Here is a 17,415-nt window from a genome sequence, read left to right on the forward strand (position 1 = left end):
TATGAGAAAACAATTATTATTAATCATTCCATTGTTGTTTGTCTTGATAGGCATGTCTTTAACAAAAACAAATAATATAGAAGTATTGGGAACTGATATGAACGAAAAAATAGAAACAGTAACAATAGATATTGATATTTCAGAAGAACACCAGACAATAGAAAGTTTCGGTGCCAGCGGTGCTTGGTGGAGTCAAGATGTTGGCGGATGGACTGACATGGAAAACGATAGTCTTTCAAAGAGAGAATATATTGCTCAATTGCTTTTTGACCCGACTGATGGCATTGGCTTATCTTCTTACCGATATAATCTCGGAGCAGGAAGTACTTTAGAAAATAGTCCTAAAATTGAAGATCCTTGGAGACGAGCGGAAAGCTTTGAATCAGCCCCAGGAGTCTATGATTGGACTAATGACCAAAATTCAATGTGGTTTCTAAAGCAAGCAGTTGCTTATGGAATCGATGATATTTATTTGTTTGTGAATAGTCCTCTCACTCGTTTAACCGAATCAGGTGCAGCCTATGGTGAAACTGATGCTTCAGGGAAGAACAAAATCAATCTTTTACCAGAAAATTATCAAGTTTTTGCCGATTATGTACTTGACGTCACCGAATATTTCTTAGAAGATGGCATACCTGTGACACATATTTCACCGATTAACGAACCGCAATGGGAGTGGACGGGAGGACAAGAAGGTATTCACTATGAACCAGAAGAAGTGGTGAATATATTAGAAGTATTTGTGGATGAAATGGAGAAGCGTTCTAGCTTATCTGATGTTTCTCTCTCAATGCCAGAACTGGGCGAGTGGGCTAATAGCAGTACTGCTTATTTTAACCGTCTGATTGAGAGTGAGAAATTAATGGATTCTATAGATACATGGGATATCCATTCTTATTGGTCAGACAATCTTGCTAAGTTGAATTTCATTGATTGGATGGAAGAAAATGAAGTCGAAGTATCGTTAAAGATGACAGAATGGACTGAAATGGTTAATGGTAGAGATTATACTATGAACTCTGCCTTGACTCTAGCCAATGAAATTTATGAAGATTTAACGACTCTTGATGTTGAGGCTTGGCAATATTGGATTGCTGTAAGTAGCTATGATTATAGAGACGGATTGATTTATGTTGAGTTAGATGATCAAACAATCACTCCAACTAAACGACTTTGGACGATGGGGAACTTTAGTAAATATATCAAACCAGGCTATGTACGTGTATCCACATCTAGTAGTAATAAAGCCCTTGATTCAGTAAGTTTTATAGGTGAGGGTGATAATGGAGAAGAATTGATTACTGTTATCATAAACCAAAGTTATTTTGACAAGTTCGTATCATTAGATGGTTTAGATTATACGAATCAAATTAGCTTTATTACAAATGTCGATCACGACTTAGAAGAACAAGAAATAACGGATAATCAACAAATACTTATTCCTCGACAATCAGTTGTGACAATTAAGAGTTTTAATTAGGGAATTTAATGAGATGAATAGTGTCAATTACAAGATCATCATTGGTTGTTGGTTGATATTAAATTCAATACCCATATACTTAATGATATTCGGAGTGGGATTGATCTCATTATTATTAATACTTAATTTTGAACCAGTCATTGAATTTATACGAGAAAGACAATAATTTATTAGATTGTAGAAGGAGACATCAACTATGGGAAAATTTGAAGTAAAAGAGGATTTTTATTTAAACGATCAACCGTTTAAAGTGATTTCTGGAAGTATTCATTATTTCCGTGTGGTGCCTGAATATTGGCGTGACCGCTTGGAAAAGTTAAAAAATATGGGCTGTAATACAGTAGAAACTTATGTTCCTTGGAACATGCATGAACCAAAAGAAGGGGAATATTGTTTTACTGGCAGATTTGATATTCGTAAATTTATTCAAACGGCGCATGAAGTTGGACTATATGTGATTGTTAGACCAGCTCCTTACATTTGTGCAGAATGGGAGTTTGGTGGCTTACCTTATTGGTTATTAAAGGATCCACGTATCAAAATTAGATTTAATAATCCTATTTATATGGAAAAAGTTAAGAAATATTTTGAACATTTACTTCCGCAATTCGTTGATTTGCAAATCGATAATAATGGTCCAATCATTATGATGCAAGTTGAAAACGAATATGGTGGTTATGCTAACGACCTTAGTTATATGCGAGCAATTGCAAGATTAATGCTAGAAAATGGTGTGACAGTGCCTTTAGTGACATCTGATGGACCATGGGGTGATATGTTAGAAAATGGGTCAATTCCAGAATTAGCCTTGCCAACTGTTAACTGTGGATCAAAAATTGAACAGCATTTTGAACGATTAAGAGATTTCCACGGCAAAGAGTTACCATTGATGGTAATGGAATTTTGGGTTGGTTGGTTTGATGCATGGGGCGACGAAGCTCACCATACAACTGATGCACATGAAGCTGCTAAGGAATTGAAAGCCATCTTAGACCGAGGTCATGTAAATATTTACATGTTCCATGGTGGAACGAATTTTGGCTTCACTAATGGTGCCAATTACTATGAAAAACTAGCTCCAGATGTGACCTCTTACGACTATGATGCTTTGTTAACTGAGTGGGGAGATACGACTAAGAAATATGACTTATTCAAAGAAGTGATTCAATCTTATGGTCCAATTGAAGAAATGCCTCTTTCAACAGAAATTAAAAAGAAAGACTATGGTAAGTTAACTGTTCAAGACAAAGTGTCACTCTTTAGTGTGATTGATGAAATAAGTCAACCCGTTGAATCTAATTATCCTCTATCGATGGAAGAATTAGACCAAGCATTTGGTTATGTGTATTATAAGAGTTCCATTGGAAAGGCTAGAGAAATCGAAGATTTTCGTCTGATTGGTTGTATGGATCGTGCTCATGTTTTTGTAAATAATGAATTAGAATTTATCAAATATGATTTAGATATTGAGGACAAAGAATCATTTACACTTACAGCTCCTGAAAATGACTTAGGTATTCTAGTTGAAAATATGGGAAGAGTAAATTATTCTGTAAAAATGAATCACCAACATAAAGGTATCCGCGATGGTGTGGTAGTTAATGGGGCTTTCCAAAGTGATTGGACACATTACAGTCTTCCATTAGATGATGTAAGTCAAATTGATTTTTCAAAATCATATCAAGCTGGTACACCAGCATTTTATAGCTTTACTTTTGAAGTGGATGAAAAAGGCGATACATTTTTAGACTTTGAAGGTTGGGGTAAAGGTGTCGCATTTATTAATGGCTTTAATTTAGGTCGATTCTGGGAAATGGGTCCTCAAAAACGTCTTTATATTCCTGCTCCATTATTAAATGAAGGCACTAATGAAATTATTATTTTCGAAACTGATGGTAAAGTGAATGACAGTATTTCACTTGTAAGTGAACCGAGTCTATAGCCTTTTTATTTGGCTACCCTTCAACAGACCGACTCTGGGTCTACTTGAAGGGTATTTTTTATTTAAGCAAAATGTTTAATTTAGACAAAAAATGTTTGTTTGCTCCATACTTATAAAAATTAGCTTATGGTAGGCTTAAGATTAGTAGAAAACTATATAGAGCAAAGGATTGGATTTAATTTTTTGCTAAATAAAAGGATGATCATCGAGAATTTTAAGAAATTTAAACAATAAAATGTAATCGTTTTATAATAAGTTGGTTTTATTTAAACAATATGTTGCATGAATGATTAAATTTATAAAAAAACGGAGGACAAAATGAATATATTTTTTGAAAATTTAAATAAAGAAAGTACTTGGCGAAATGATTTTGAAGCATTACTTTCGCAACAATATGAAAATAAATATACTGTGTATCAGTCTGAACAAATTGAAAATGATGAGGATGGTTGGGGTCATTTATTAGAAAAGATTGAAAAAGAAGATTTAGTCTTGATTACAAGTGTCAAAAGTATCGAAGAGAAAGTTAAAGCTGTTCAGAACAAAAAAGGGATTCCTATTTTAGTGACTTCAAGTAATAATGAAGGCAATAAAATGATGAAGCAATTATGGCGTGAAGAAGGAATCTATTTTATTGATTTGTTTGAATATTCAAGCTTTGTTAAAGAATACAAAGCTGAATTATCAGATAATATGCATGAAGTGATGGGCAAGTATGTGTTACAAAGACTTCAACCCTTATTAATGGAATCAAGCATGTTCAATAAATATTACTATGGGGCTTGTATGTATCCAGAATTATGGTCGGAAGAAATTGTAAAAGCTGACATCAAGCTTATGAAATCAATTAATATGAATTTTGCAAGAATAGGGGAATTTATTTGGAGTACTTTAGAGTCTCGTGAAGGAGAATATGACTTATCCTTTCTAGAGAATGTCATTTCTTGGTATCAAGAAGAAGATATTGACTTAGTATTATGTATTCCGACCCCGACGCCACCGATTTGGATGACAAAAGATCACCCAGAAAGATGTATTCATAATATTGATGGCACAATCATGGTCCACGGTTCTAGACAGCATGCTTGTACTAACAATGCTTATTTCCGTGATAGAGCTTATTTAATTACCCAAAAAATAGCCAAATTAGCGGATAAATTTTCCAATGTTATCGGCATTCAGTTAGATAACGAATTTAAATGTCATGTGGACTTATGTTATTGTGACAGCTGTAAGGCTCAGTGGCATGACTGGTTAGAAGATACTTATGGAAATATCGAGAATTTAAATATGAGTTGGGGTACAAGAATATGGAGTGAAGAATATCTAGCTTTTGATGATGTACCTGTACCAACGACTACGCCATTTTTACATAATTCCTCTTTGATGAATGCTTTTAGAAAATTCACTGCGGAAACTTTAAATGACTTTGCTACAGGTTTATGTCATATGATTCGGATGGAAACGGACATACCTATTACTCATAATTCAGCAATGGGCTTTAATTTATTAAATGATGAATTATTCCATGAGCTTGATTTTGTCGGATTTGATACATATGCTCCAGCAAGCAATCATCCTGCTTTCACTATTAATTTAGATGTATGGCGCAATATGAAGGATAAAGTCAATGAATATATGTTGTTAGAGACGAGTACTTCTCATGCAGGACATATTGAAAACTATATTTCCCCACATCCAGTTAAATATTTACAAACTGAAGTTTTTGCTGGTTTTGCAGGCGGCTTAAAAGCATTTACTTACTGGCATTTTAGAGGTCATCGTTATGGGGTAGAACAGCCACATAGTACTGTCGTAAGCCCTTGGGGGGAAGCAGGCAATGGCTATGAGGATGTGGTTGAATCAGGAAAATTAATTAAAGAGATGAGTACGCATCTTGAAAAGACTGAACAAGCTAAGGCATCGATTGGTTTTATTTATTCAGATGATGCTAGAAGGCATTATAATATTGAAACAGGTGGCGTGTATAATTATCGTGGTTTAATTACAGACTTATATGCTAGTCTTGTTCGTAAAGGTCTATCTGTTGAAGTTGTTCAAGAAGCTGCAGACCTTTCTGACTTCAAACTTCTTTTTGTGCCTTTTATACGTCATCTATCTACTTATATGTTAGAAAAAATAAAAGCTTTTGTTGCTAAAGGTGGAAAAGTGATTTTTGGCCCAATGACAGGGGATCGAACAGATGAGTTAGCTCTCCACGCTAATAATGGCTTAGGCGATTTAGGAGAATGGTTTAGCTTTAAAAATATTAGACAACTGAGTGTGCATCATTATGACTATTTAACTGATGGCAAACCTTTTGAGGAAGCACTTGATCGTTTAGTCACTGTATTTGAACCAAAAAGTGATTGGGAAGTGCTGGTACAGACACATGCTAATGAAATTGTTGCAGCTAAAGGAAAAGTTGGACAAGGGTCTGTCGTATATATTGGCGCGACTCCAAAGGATTTGATTAATAGTGACTTGTGGTCAAATTTCTTGGAAGAAGAAGTCATTCCTTATGACAGAGACTTAGAATATCTTTCATTGCAAACAGATATTGTAAAATATCGTCGTGAGTCTTCGGATACAATTCAATTTTATCTAGTCAATATGACTGATACAGCGCAACAATTTACGTTAGAAGTGTCAGCTGAGGAATTATTAGAAGGAAAAGCTTTGACTGCTGGGCAACATGTATTAGAATCATATGAGTATAAAATCATTCAAATTGAGAAATAAACTTTAAATAAAGTTTAGTTTGCTAGAAGTTTGAGGCTGCTTGAGATTTAATGTGACTTCTGTCTATCTTGCAACCGCTCGTATTATTTCAATGAATAATACCGGAACCAGCAGATTAAAATCATCATAAACATAAAAAGCTCTAATAAATTGGATTATTCACCAATTATTAGAGCTTTTATTTTCCTTTTCAATAACTTCTTTTCCTCGCGCTTAGCCATTTATAGAATATAGAAGATTGATACACGAGCAATATCTTCGAGTCACGGTAACTATTTATTCTAATGGAATTTCAATTTGAGCTGATTGACCACTTGGATGATTATAAGGATCGACTTGAATTAAAAGAGGTGAGAAATCGTCAAAAGGTTCCTGAACCTCGATGATTTCTTCATCTACTTCGTCAAGATTTTCAGATTCAGATAAGTCTTCATAAAGATAAGGTTCACCATAGTATACTTCTGGAGATTTAGTTAAAGCTAGGACTAATTGCACAGTAGCACCACTCTTAATGCGTGTATTGTAACTAATAGGTCGGCGACCCTCTACTTCGGGTAGGTTTTCATAGTAGACCCATAATTGTTGTAAGCTAATGTCATCTTCTTGGAAAAAGGATAACATCCACAGCTCGTCAGTTACTGCTAAAGCACCTTTTGAATCGTTAGTAAAATCTAAATCTAACACTAATAAATCATCTTCAATCCGTGGATTACTAAATACATAAGTAGCATTGATGGTTTCAATCGTATAGTAACCGTCCAAATCTTCTCTAAGTATCGCTAAAGCTTCTTTTTTATCTTGCAAAGTCTCTTCTAAAGCTTGAATTTCCTCTGTCAAACTTTCTACTTCTGAATTTGATTGAGCAGAAACAGTTGGGAACCCCATAAACAATAATATACTACTCAGCAAAAACAATTGTTTAATCATCTTTTGACCTCCTTTAAACATTCTTTCTCTTATCATTATACACCCATTCTAACAGCATAGATAGCGTTTTCACTAAGCGGATAATATTTATTTGAATCTTAATCTTTTTGAGGACGTTTAGGTAGTTTAAAAGGAGAAACAGTTGAAATCATTTGGACAGGGCTATTTGAGTAATGGCTTTTCGATTCAAAGGCTGAATGCATAGTTTCTACCAATAATTCTTCATTAGGATTGATTTTATTTTTTGCTAAATGAGGAAAAGTGCGTTTTTGGTAACATGCCAAAGCAGCCTCGTAAATCATTGTATTTAATGTAATATCACTTGGATAATAGAGACGATCTCTAAAGGCTAATTCGACATCGGTTAAGCCGTCTTGAATGGCTAGGGCAATCAGATTAGTAAAGCTAAGGATATTTGCGCGTGATCTGAATTGTGCACCGAGTAATTTACCACTTTCTTTTTCAACTACAAGTTTTAAAAAGACCGGAGTATCATCATCCAAGGTATAAGGAACTTGAACGGTGATTTCTGCTGGATTGAATAAATGACTTGCTTGCTCAAAAGTATAGCCCACACTTGAAATATAATGATTAAAGATTTTGGTTCCCATTACACGAACCGAATGGGATTGTTTGACCCGATTTTCAGTTAAATTTAAAGCAGCGATTTGTCCAGACCGGATGGCATTATTGATTAAAGCAATAAATGTATCCTCATTACTTTCGCTAAAAGGAGTTTCAATCAAATCTCCTACAGCAAAAATATTCGGATCGGTCGTTTGTAAATAGTCATTGACTTTAATAGTGCCATTCTCATTTAATTCTACAAGATCTTTAACTAATTCTGAATTAGGAATCAGATGAGTCGCTAAAATGATTGCATCTGGATAAATTTCTTGTTGTTCAGTAACAATTTTCAAAGGGTTTGTTTCTACTTTTACTGCTGCTTCATTTAAGACAACTTCGGCTCCTGTAAACTCAATCACTGATTGGATGGATTGGACAAAATCAATGTCAAAATAATTATTAAGTATGCGGTCTTTTTGCTCAATAATTGTCACTTGTTTATTAATATTAACAAGTGCATCTGTAGTTTCGGCTGCAATTTGGCCACCACCAATAATCGCAATATGCTGAGCGTCTTCTAAAACTTTTCGTGCATATGATGAACTTACATAATCTTTAGTCGAAAGAATATTCGTATGGTTGAGCTCTGCTGTTAAATAGTCTGCTTGTCTTGAACCTGTCGCTAAAATTAGGTAATCATAGTCTAAGGTTTTTTGGTAACGCATATGTGCAGTGATGACCTTTTTCTCTTGACTGAAAATATTAATCACACGTGTCCCTAAAAACAAATTGATCCCTAAATCATCAAGATAGTCTTCTTTCATAAAAAATGACTTATCGAGAGAAGGGAGGTCTCCATTTAATAACATATTTAAGCCACTTGGAATATAACCAATGTGCTCTTGTGCTTCGATTAAAGTAATTTCTGCATCGGGGTAAATTTTCTATGCTTCAACTGCGGCACTGATTCCAGCAAAAGAAGCGCCAATGATAATAACTTTCATCTAATCTTCCTTTCTATATATTGTGAATGTTCTAACAATATTATACTTCTAAATGTCATAAGTCGCCAACTTTATTTTTATATGTTGAATTGCAATAATTATTGCGACAAATAATTTATCTTTATTCAATTAACAAGAGTTCGTGTAAAAATACTTCCAAGGGTGTTCGGTAATCTAGACATTTCCTAGGTCGATTATTCATTAACCACAAGGCTTGGAAGAGTTCTCGGTGCGTCACTTTAGCGAGGTCTGTTTTCTTAGGAAAGAACTCACGTAGTAAACCGTTCGCGTTCTCATTGGTTCCTCTTTGCCAAGCGCTATAAGCATCGGCAAAGTAAAAATCAATCCCTGCTGCTTCGACCTCAGCGTAACAAGCAAATTCTTTCCCGCGATCTGAGGTGAAGGTCTTTAAAGCCTCTTTTGGTAAGCTTTCTCTCAGTTCTTCAATCGCAGTAGGCATGGAAACTTTAGAGCGATTTGGCATAGGTAAAGCGATATATAAACGGCTTTTTCTTTCTGCAAAGCTCGCTAAACAGCCTTTACTCTGGCCTCGAGAAGAAACCACCGTGTCCAGTTCCCAATGCCCGAACTCTTGTCTATTCTTTACTGATTTGGGCCGTTTCGAAATGGGCGTACCGATATTAAACTTGCCTCGCGTTTCTTGAGGTTGACGACTTTTTCCTTTGTGTCTTAAAACATCTATGGATACCTTTAAGATTCCTTGGTAAATCCAGTTATAAATAGATTTAAAGGAAAGTTTCCCCTCATAATCTCGTCCAATAATTTGTTCCGGTGACCAAGTGCGTTCCAATTTATCTTGAATATCTTCAAGAAGCTTGGATGTATGTTTTGGCTTTCTCCCCTTATGACGTGCACGTTGATTGGCAGCTTCTTGAGTATCCTGGGCTTTATATTGTTCTGTGGGACACCGCTTAAATTCTCGATAAATCGTTGATCGATGGCGACCGATTAATTGGGCGATGTGATTAATTTTATAGCCTTCTTGGTAGAGTATCTCTATTTTTGAACGTTCTTCTATGGTAAGATGTGCGTAGCTCATAACAGACCTCCGTGTGTATGTTTTTGTCGTGACTAACATCTTACACGAACCTGTTATGGGTTTCTTTATTTGTCGCACTTAATTTTACAATTCATCATTCTAAATTGTCATCATGACTTTACAGATAGTGACTATGTTGCATTTGATGAAAAAGGATTTATAACTAGAATTAAAATAAGAATCCCTTCTCTATTTCGGGATGAGTACGATAGAATTTGTGCCCCTGCATATGACGATGAATATGACCAGTATGCACTTTTAGACCTTATTGAGTTTTTTGCACAAAATATTATGGATATCTCAGAACGATGGAATAATGAGAGATACCGAAACTATAAAACGATAGATTGCCATAGCTCTTCAGATGTATTTGAAAATTTCCAGGAGGCAATAAATGAAATATTTACTGAGTCGGGGTTACTTTATGAACTTACAGATGAAAAAATTATAGAAAGAATTGTTGAAAACAGTCCACTTACAACGGAAATTGAAAATACTTTTGCAGCGGTACATGAGGTAGGCATAAGAGAGTTGTTGAAAGATGCTGTTGCATTATATAAGACACCAAATCCAACAGCACGACTAGATTCAGTGGAAAAGATATGGGATGCGTTAGAACGTCTAAAAACTTACTATACAACATTAGATAAGAAACATTCATTCAAAAAAATAGTAAATGATATGGCAAACGGAAGTGATGATTTTGCCGATTTGTTTAATAATGAGTTTAAGGTGTTGACGGACATTGGAAATAAATATCGCATACGGCATCATGAAACTGATAGGATTGATATTACTGATGTCCGTTATTACGACTATTTTTTCAATCGTTGTTTATCACTAATTGCACTTGCCATACAATATTTGAGGTAAAAGAAATACTGATTATGTACTATTCCTATGAAAAAGGAAAATTCGGCAAAAAACGTAGATGTGTTGTTATTCTGAAATGAAAATCAAACTACATATTCTTACATTTACAATGTGATGACAATTGAATAAAGAAGCAGAAATCGTAATTGGAAAAATGAAAAGTGATTTAAAATGTCGGGTCTATTGACTTTCTCGGCTTTACCCTCAAGGAGATTGATAACCTAAAAATAAGATACAACCAGATATTCGGATATAACGCAAACTAAAAAAAGGGAGGGAGTATAAAGGCATGAATCAAACAGAAGGAACAGACCGATTCGTTCTTAGAATGAGTGTTGCTGACGATGGGTTTAGCTTTTCATCATCCATCGAAACAGCATTAATATCTGCGGAAACTGAAATTCAGAGTCTGAAAGAGACAATCATGTCAGTTGAGAGTCTCAGACCGAACTGTGATAAGTTGGATTATGCGTTGGCTGCAAGTTCAGGAGTTCTCTGTGGCATCATTGATATTTTCCTGGTTGGAAAACCTGGAGATTCACCGGCTGGAGATGTTACTGATAAGTGGTTTGTAAATCGGACAACTGATTTCGCTAAACTTTGCGGATGGGAAGGCAAAGAAAATGATTCACTGTCATCAGCAATTCGCTTTCTTGAGAAGAAATTTAAAATTCCATATGACCAGCACGGGGCCGGTGATGCTGGGAGTATAGTATTTGACTTGAATCCTTCAAATCATCATTTCAAATCACTTGGCCATAATCCGACTTTGCTTGGTTTGTTTTTTTCGATATTAGATCAGTTTACAAATCAATCGCACTTTGTTTCCGGTGGAGAACTGATATCTTTACAGAATGCTGATGGAAAATTTGAACTTCGCGGCAGTAATGTTCCAGAAAAATTATTTTGTGGGTTCGTCAACTGGTTTGGCCATTTGATTTCCGATATGTCTGGATCATCCAGCAGTAAAGGTCGAGGTATGGGAATACCTTCTCCGTTTTGGGCGTGGACGAATGATATTATTGCAATAAAGAGAACACTGAACATTCCCGCTTCACAGTTTGACAACACAATAAATGAGTTGGCTCTGAGCATATACAAAGAAGGTTACGATATCCGCTTTCAAGCCACCCAAGTCATTCCAGTCTTTATCAATGAAATCATTGTCAGGTTGGTATATGCGATAAGGCGATTGGGAAAATACTTAGTAACAACAGGGAAAGAAGAACGTTCGGCATCCGCTATGTGGATAGCTTGTGAGCCATTCTCAAATCCTACCGTAAAAAGAATGCTTACAATAGCGCACGGCACCTTCTGCATGATGGATCTCGGCGATGCAACCATTCGGGCTTTCATAACCGGAGTTGGTACCTTCAATGTGAAGGAATTTTTCCTTCGGCTTAACATAGCGGGGGTGGGCCGTTTCACGATTTCATTGTATGGCGAAGCAAAGCAGTTTGGTGTAATACGAAAAGCTGAGTCCGAAGCTCAGTTTGTAAGAAGAGAAATAACCATCGTAGAAAACTATCTGAACGGACTCTCATTATTATCGGAGTTATACGATGATAAGGATCTTGTAGATTTTATTGATAACTTTAAGAATAGCGATATGTATGTTCAGGCTTTCCAAAAATCTGTCCGATTGGCAGAACTCAGAAAGGTCCCTGATAATAATATACTCAGAACAAAATCCGATATAGATTTATATTTTGGGGGTAACAGACAATGAACAAGAAAAAATCGAGGTTAAAACTTGCACAAGAGCAGGCAGAATCTGCTATTAAGAAAACAAATGAAAAAATATACGAGTTGGGCACACTCACAAGCCAGCTTTATGATGAAATGAACACCATACAAAAACTCTTTGATGAAATTAGGAATGTGCCGAATGAGAAGCGTTTAGAGTATGAAAAGCTGAAAGAAATCCGCCTGAACTGGAAACAGCAAGCAGAAAAGATTGAATCAGATTACAAAAATGCCGTCGCAAAAAATGCTGGAAAAGGTGCTGCTGGTCTAGGTGCCGGAATCGCAGTTGCGGCTCTTGGCCCTACTGCCGCAATGGGAATTGCGACGACATTCGGTGTTGCTTCAACAGGAACAGCTATATCTACATTGAGTGGCGCGGCAGCTACCAACGCGGCATTAGCTTGGTTGGGCGGAGGTGCGCTTGCGGCTGGTGGTGGAGGAATGGCTGCCGGAAATGCATTTCTGGCTCTTACTGGACCTGTTGGTTGGGCGATTGCCGGGGTTGCACTTGTGGGTAGCGGGTTTCTGCTATGGAAAGGGAAAAGTGATCAGAACCGTCTTGAGGAGATTTTCACCCTCATCAGCAAGCGTGATGTTAAATCATACGAACTTGCTATTGTAGAAATAAATGAGCGTATAAGCCGCATAAAAGATGAAAGCCAAAAGCTCAATTGTGCAAACGAAAGAACAAGAACATTTGGTCTGGACTACAACTTAATGACAGAGACACAGCAATATGAATTGGGTTCTTATGTAAATCTGATGAATTCTTCTACTCAATTGTTGGTTAATCCGATAACTGGATTGCAACCAAAATACGGCATAGGTGATTTGAAGGAATACATAGCTTTCAGTAAAAAGAAGTTTGATGATAAGCAGAAAACTTTGATGGTTTCTCTCTCCAATCTCTTGTTTAAGATAGATCTTAATGAAAAAGATAAGACACTATTATGGAAGTCTTTCAAAGGAAACAAGAAGTTCTTGTCTTCGATAGAAATGTCAAAGAGGGATTTTGAATTTTCAATTATTGAAACAGTAACTGATGCTCTTAAGCATAAGTATCGTTCAGAAAAAGGTTGATAGCAATATTCAGATACTGGGAAAATACTTGCCTATAATGTTTGGAGTGAGCCATTTAAATCGACAGAGCAGTAGAGAACATCCTTTATATTTTACGAGTGGAATGGATATGTTCCCGTCTACTGATAGTGACAAAAAAGCAGTGGATGTGTTTCCGAGAACAGACACATTCAAATGACATTCATTCTGTCCTCTCGAGCCATGTGGAGTGTGTAGTATTGATGCAAAAGGTAAAAGGGTAATATGTTGCTATATCAGCTTTTTGAATGTGTTTACCATATTCAAGAGGCTGATTTTTTAGTATGATTGGTTTGGAAACGGTTGAGATTGGGAATGATATCCAATAATTATTAGGTAGTAGGTGGGAATTGGTCAACAACTTTTCATATAAAAAATAAAATAAAAATAAATTTAAGTAGCCTACTTATCATGGGGTTATTCTATATAGATAGTTAGGTTAAATGTGATTATTTAAGCCATTCCAGAAAGTGAGGGAACCAATGGATTTAAAGGACAACATGTATTATATTCCAGCGAGGCGTCAACCGAAACGGAAGCAAGTAGCCATTTATAGTCGAGTAAGTTCCAATACAAAAGATCAGTTACGAAGTCTAGCTAATCAAGTTTCAGCCTTAACTCAGAAAGTTTCCTTAGTTGAGTATTGGCGGTTAGTTGATATCTATATTGATGTAGCCTCAGCCAAAGCAAAATAAAAGCGGGAAGAGTATAACCGTCTCATTGATGACTGTCGTAATAAAAAAATAAATATCGTTATCACAAAGAGTGTGAGTCGTTTTGGTCGAGATACGATTGAAGCATTAGAGACAGTAAGATTGCTCAAGGAATTAAAAGTTCGAATATTTTTTGATCAAGAAGACATTGATACTGTCAGTGAAGATAGTGAGTTACTGTTAACAATTTATGAAACTTTAACTCAAGCTGATAATGAGTCCCGCAGTCAGAATATCAAATTAGGGCACAGATACAGAGCGATAGATGGAACATCAAAACTCTATCATCGAAAATGTTATGGCTATGATCATGATAAAGAGGGGTTGCTGATCATTGCGGTAAAATCTTTAGACGGGTCAAATGGAATAGTCGTGGCAGTCAAGCGGTGGTTTGGCGGTGTGTCACCCGCATGGATAACCCTTCCTAAGTGCCAGGCTCAAACCGTTAAGGAAGATTTGTTGCATGAAGTGATTGTTGAAGTCATTAATTCCTTGATTGAGGATAGTGCCTACCTTAAAAGCTTGGAAGAAAATATTAGAGAGGTTTTGAATCAAAAGTACGATGAAAACGTGGAGGATATAGACGATCAATTGCATGAATTACAGAAACAACTCTACCATCGAGTCAATGAAAAAGATGAGTACGAGGGTTTAGCGGAACAAATCTATGAACTAAGAGGGAAGAAGCAAGCCTTGTTGATCACAAATGCGACAAATGAAAATAAACGAAAGCGATTAGCAGATATCAAAGCCTTCCTCAAGGGGCGGCATATTAAGCTGGAGGAGTATGATGAGAGCTTAGTCAATCGGTTGGTGAAGGAAGTGTGTGTTAAGAAAGATAGCCTTGAAGTGAAACTGAAAACTGGAGAAATCATTACAGTAGAAAAATAAGAGAGACCTAGAACTACGCATCAGAATGGGGATTGCATGGTGCTGTGTCTCTCTTTTTGATATCAATTGGATAATTTCTGTTGAGATAATACTATTTTTCCAATATTTTCTTTCAAAATTAACTAGTGCATGGTAATATAACTAAAAGTCATTATGGTCAATCACCTCATTTTATGGTTACTAATTTGGTATTAGTAGACTTTTTTTGTTTGTTAAGCATCTACCTTAATTTTACAATTTATTTACACTTATTATTGGCATTCAAATTATCAAAAAGAGAATGAAAGAAATTAGTTCAGTTCTTATGAAAGCCGTTGGTTTAAGGGATATTCTCAGATAGACACCTGCTATATTCATCATTCAATTGATGAGTCGAAATGTGAGTGCGTACTGGTGTATCTCAATGAATAATTTATCCAGAACTTAAAAGAAGGTGAACAAGTCATTATATTTAATTTGTTGTAAATAAGAATTCATAATAAATAATCAAAACATATGATATGCCACATGAATAAAACCATCTAAGATTGGAGAAAGAGGAAATATTATGTATAAATATTATAAAAAACCTTCAGGATACAGTAAAGATAGCGCATTAACAACTGCTGAAAAAAATGCTTTACATCTTAAATTAAAAAAATATTGTATAAATCAGTTTAAACAATCTGAAAAACGTACTGGAAAAAAATATGATGGGTGGGGATATTTCGGTAAATGTTCCGTCAACTTTCATTTTGGATCTGGATGGACTTCCTCAAATGAGATCAGAGAGTTTCACAATCGTAAATCAATGCAAAGTAGAATATTAGCTTTCGATAATTATGGACCTGATGTAGAATCAATGCTTAAAAAAGTGGCAACTTTACTTAGACAATCTGGATATAAAGCAGAAGTTGAGGGGAGGATTTTACGCATGTGGAAAAAAAGATAAGGTAATTATTCTATTAGAAAACTAAGGAAAAATATATTTTTTGAATATAGCTCAAAAGAATCAGCGGATATTTAGGCGTCTTTTTTGAAATCAGTAAGCTATAATCAGATTCTATTTCTTATTTCTAACTTCAATGTATGTATATTACTAGTAATACTAGAGTGTCTAATTTTTAGTACGCTTGTTTGTTTAAATAAATTTATCAATGAAAGTTCTCATTTTTATACGTTTATTCCGAGTTATATGTTTGGTTGCAATTTGATTTGAATGTATCCATAATACGGTTGTGTGATACGAGAATAAACTTTCCAATTGCGGTAATGCTAACTACTGATGATAATAGATATTTTTTATGTTTTTCGAAGGTCAGTGGCTAACTTCATTATAAAATCCGCCTTATATTTTTAATATAAAATTAAACTATTAATGTAATAATGTAATTAAAACTTTTATTAAGGAGAATTAATTGTGATTCATATAGTAATCGAAGAAAAATTTTTGCAAGCAGAGTTTGTTTATGAGATTGTAGATAATAAAGATGAGTTAGGTCCTCATTATGAAATTACGACTATTGGAGGAACTTCTATTATGAATTGGACACCACATAAATATGAAATAGCAAAAAAATATATAAATTTTGGGCAATTACCGATTGTTATGGATGGTGCGGTACTTCCGGACAGTTATCGATTAGAAGAAAATTAATTGTACTCGGATAAATTAATTATTTTAGATATAATATGCACCCAAACTACCCAATCCACATATCAAATTCAATCCATAGCTTATAATCGACACACGTGGAGTGTGTATCGTTGCTACAAAAGTTGTTTGTGAGTGTTGTGGGGAGATCTTTAGACGGGTTAAATGGAATAGTCGGGGCAGTAAATCAGTGGTCTGGCGTTGTGTCACCCGCATGGATACCCCTTCTAAGTGCCAGGCTCGAACAGTTAAAGAGGACTTGCTGCACGAAGTGATTGTTGAAGTTATTAATTCCTTGATAGAGGATAGTGACTACTTAGGTACATTAGAAGAGAACATCAAAGAAGTCTTGAATCAAAAAAATGATGAAACCGTGGAGGATGTAGACGATCAACTGCATGAATTGCAGAAGCAACTCTACCATACTACCAATGAAAAAGATGAATATGAACGAATAGCGGAACAAATTTATGACTTGAGAGAGAAGAAGCAAGCCTTGTTGATTGCCAATGCGACTAACGAAGATAAGCGAAGGAGATTAGCAGATATCAAAGCCTTCCTCAAAGGGCAGCATATTGGGCTCGAGGAATATGATGAGAGCTTGGTCAATCGGTTGGTGGAGGAAGTGCGTGTTAAGGAAGATAGCATTGAGCTAAAACTGAAAACAGGAGAAATCATTACAGTAGAAAAATAAGTGAGATACAGAACTATGTATAAGAATGGGGATTGCGTAGTTCTG

13 protein-coding genes and 1 pseudogene are annotated in these 17,415 nt (G+C 35.5%); 11 read left to right on the top strand and 3 right to left on the bottom strand.

Going from position 1 to position 17,415, the window contains the following annotated elements; genetic code table 11:
* Window position 1 precedes the first annotated feature (1 nt).
* The 3 genes from ACTQ54_RS02250 (at window position 2) to ACTQ54_RS02260 (ending at window position 6,164) form a co-directional block, all read left to right on the top strand.
* Window positions 2-1,480, top strand: coding sequence for a glycoside hydrolase family 30 protein (locus ACTQ54_RS02250; protein ID WP_441754246.1), 1,479 nt, complete (start codon window positions 2-4; stop codon window positions 1,478-1,480).
* A 196-nt stretch (window positions 1,481-1,676) separates the two neighbouring features.
* Window positions 1,677-3,422 carry a glycoside hydrolase family 35 protein gene (locus ACTQ54_RS02255; protein ID WP_441754248.1) on the top strand — a complete coding sequence of 582 codons (1,746 nt, stop codon included), beginning with the start codon at window positions 1,677-1,679 and terminating at the stop codon, window positions 3,420-3,422.
* 318 nt (window positions 3,423-3,740) lie between these two features.
* The gene (locus ACTQ54_RS02260) at window positions 3,741-6,164 is read left to right on the top strand and encodes a beta-galactosidase (RefSeq protein ID WP_441754250.1); all 2,424 of its coding nucleotides are present in this window, start codon (window positions 3,741-3,743) and stop codon (window positions 6,162-6,164) included.
* Between the two features lie 276 nt (window positions 6,165-6,440).
* Here the strand turns inward: ACTQ54_RS02260 and ACTQ54_RS02265 are convergent, their stop codons facing one another.
* From ACTQ54_RS02265 to ACTQ54_RS02275, 3 genes are all read right to left on the bottom strand, one after another.
* Window positions 6,441-7,091, bottom strand: a complete 651-nt coding sequence (locus tag ACTQ54_RS02265; RefSeq protein ID WP_441754251.1) for a hypothetical protein — start codon at window positions 7,089-7,091, stop codon at window positions 6,441-6,443.
* 98 nt (window positions 7,092-7,189) lie between these two features.
* Window positions 7,190-8,527, bottom strand: a complete 1,338-nt coding sequence (locus ACTQ54_RS02270; protein ID WP_441754253.1) for an FAD-dependent oxidoreductase — start codon at window positions 8,525-8,527, stop codon at window positions 7,190-7,192.
* 256 nt (window positions 8,528-8,783) lie between these two features.
* Window positions 8,784-9,722, bottom strand: a complete 939-nt coding sequence (locus tag ACTQ54_RS02275) for an IS30 family transposase (protein ID WP_441754255.1) — start codon at window positions 9,720-9,722, stop codon at window positions 8,784-8,786.
* A gap of 69 nt (window positions 9,723-9,791) precedes the next feature.
* On the opposite strand from ACTQ54_RS02275, the gene ACTQ54_RS02280 reads away from it, so the two are divergent.
* The 8 genes and pseudogenes from ACTQ54_RS02280 to ACTQ54_RS02315 all read left to right on the top strand — a co-directional run bounded on the left by ACTQ54_RS02280 (window position 9,792) and on the right by ACTQ54_RS02315 (window position 17,370).
* Complete coding sequence (locus tag ACTQ54_RS02280; protein ID WP_441754256.1) at window positions 9,792-10,595, top strand: AbiJ-NTD4 domain-containing protein; 804 nt, start codon at window positions 9,792-9,794, stop codon at window positions 10,593-10,595.
* A 289-nt stretch (window positions 10,596-10,884) separates the two neighbouring features.
* Entirely contained in the window at window positions 10,885-12,324 is a 1,440-nt protein-coding gene (locus ACTQ54_RS02285; RefSeq protein ID WP_441754258.1) for a hypothetical protein, read from the top strand.
* Window positions 12,321-13,421: a hypothetical protein gene (locus tag ACTQ54_RS02290; RefSeq protein ID WP_441754260.1), complete on the top strand. Its 1,101-nt coding sequence runs from the start codon at window positions 12,321-12,323 to the stop codon at window positions 13,419-13,421. Before ACTQ54_RS02285 ends, ACTQ54_RS02290 begins: the two co-directional genes overlap by 4 nt.
* Window positions 13,422-13,921: 500 nt before the next feature.
* A complete protein-coding gene (locus tag ACTQ54_RS02295; RefSeq protein WP_441754262.1) occupies window positions 13,922-14,134 on the top strand; it encodes a recombinase family protein in 213 nt (70 codons plus the stop codon).
* Window positions 14,135-14,149: 15 nt separating this feature from the next.
* Window positions 14,150-15,043 (top strand): annotated as a pseudogene (locus ACTQ54_RS02300) (recombinase family protein); the annotation flags it as partial.
* A gap of 547 nt (window positions 15,044-15,590) precedes the next feature.
* Window positions 15,591-15,974 carry a hypothetical protein gene (locus tag ACTQ54_RS02305; protein WP_441754264.1) on the top strand — a complete coding sequence of 128 codons (384 nt, stop codon included), beginning with the start codon at window positions 15,591-15,593 and terminating at the stop codon, window positions 15,972-15,974.
* 468 nt (window positions 15,975-16,442) lie between these two features.
* Window positions 16,443-16,679: a hypothetical protein gene (locus tag ACTQ54_RS02310; RefSeq protein ID WP_441754265.1), complete on the top strand. Its 237-nt coding sequence runs from the start codon at window positions 16,443-16,445 to the stop codon at window positions 16,677-16,679.
* 100 nt (window positions 16,680-16,779) lie between these two features.
* Complete coding sequence (locus ACTQ54_RS02315; protein ID WP_441754267.1) at window positions 16,780-17,370, top strand: zinc ribbon domain-containing protein; 591 nt, start codon at window positions 16,780-16,782, stop codon at window positions 17,368-17,370.
* The last annotated feature ends 45 nt before the right edge of the window (window positions 17,371-17,415 follow it).

Source organism: Fundicoccus sp. Sow4_H7 (assembly GCF_052115865.1).
Lineage (GTDB): Bacteria > Bacillota > Bacilli > Lactobacillales > Aerococcaceae > Fundicoccus_A.

Bases quoted from the DNA above. Each gene is read 5' to 3' on its own strand.
- ACTQ54_RS02250 (WP_441754246.1), top strand. From the start codon at position 2: ATGAGAAAACAATTATTATTAATCATTCCATTGTTGTTTGTCTTGATA.
- ACTQ54_RS02255 (WP_441754248.1), top strand. From the start codon at position 1,677: ATGGGAAAATTTGAAGTAAAAGAGGATTTTTATTTAAACGATCAACCG.
- ACTQ54_RS02260 (WP_441754250.1), top strand. From the start codon at position 3,741: ATGAATATATTTTTTGAAAATTTAAATAAAGAAAGTACTTGGCGAAAT.
- ACTQ54_RS02265 (WP_441754251.1), bottom strand. From the start codon at position 7,091: ATGATTAAACAATTGTTTTTGCTGAGTAGTATATTATTGTTTATGGGG.
- ACTQ54_RS02270 (WP_441754253.1), bottom strand. From the start codon at position 8,527: ATGTTATTAAATGGAGACCTCCCTTCTCTCGATAAGTCATTTTTTATG.
- ACTQ54_RS02275 (WP_441754255.1), bottom strand. From the start codon at position 9,722: ATGAGCTACGCACATCTTACCATAGAAGAACGTTCAAAAATAGAGATA.
- ACTQ54_RS02285 (WP_441754258.1), top strand. From the start codon at position 10,885: ATGAATCAAACAGAAGGAACAGACCGATTCGTTCTTAGAATGAGTGTT.
- ACTQ54_RS02290 (WP_441754260.1), top strand. From the start codon at position 12,321: ATGAACAAGAAAAAATCGAGGTTAAAACTTGCACAAGAGCAGGCAGAA.
- ACTQ54_RS02295 (WP_441754262.1), top strand. From the start codon at position 13,922: ATGGATTTAAAGGACAACATGTATTATATTCCAGCGAGGCGTCAACCG.
- ACTQ54_RS02305 (WP_441754264.1), top strand. From the start codon at position 15,591: ATGTATAAATATTATAAAAAACCTTCAGGATACAGTAAAGATAGCGCA.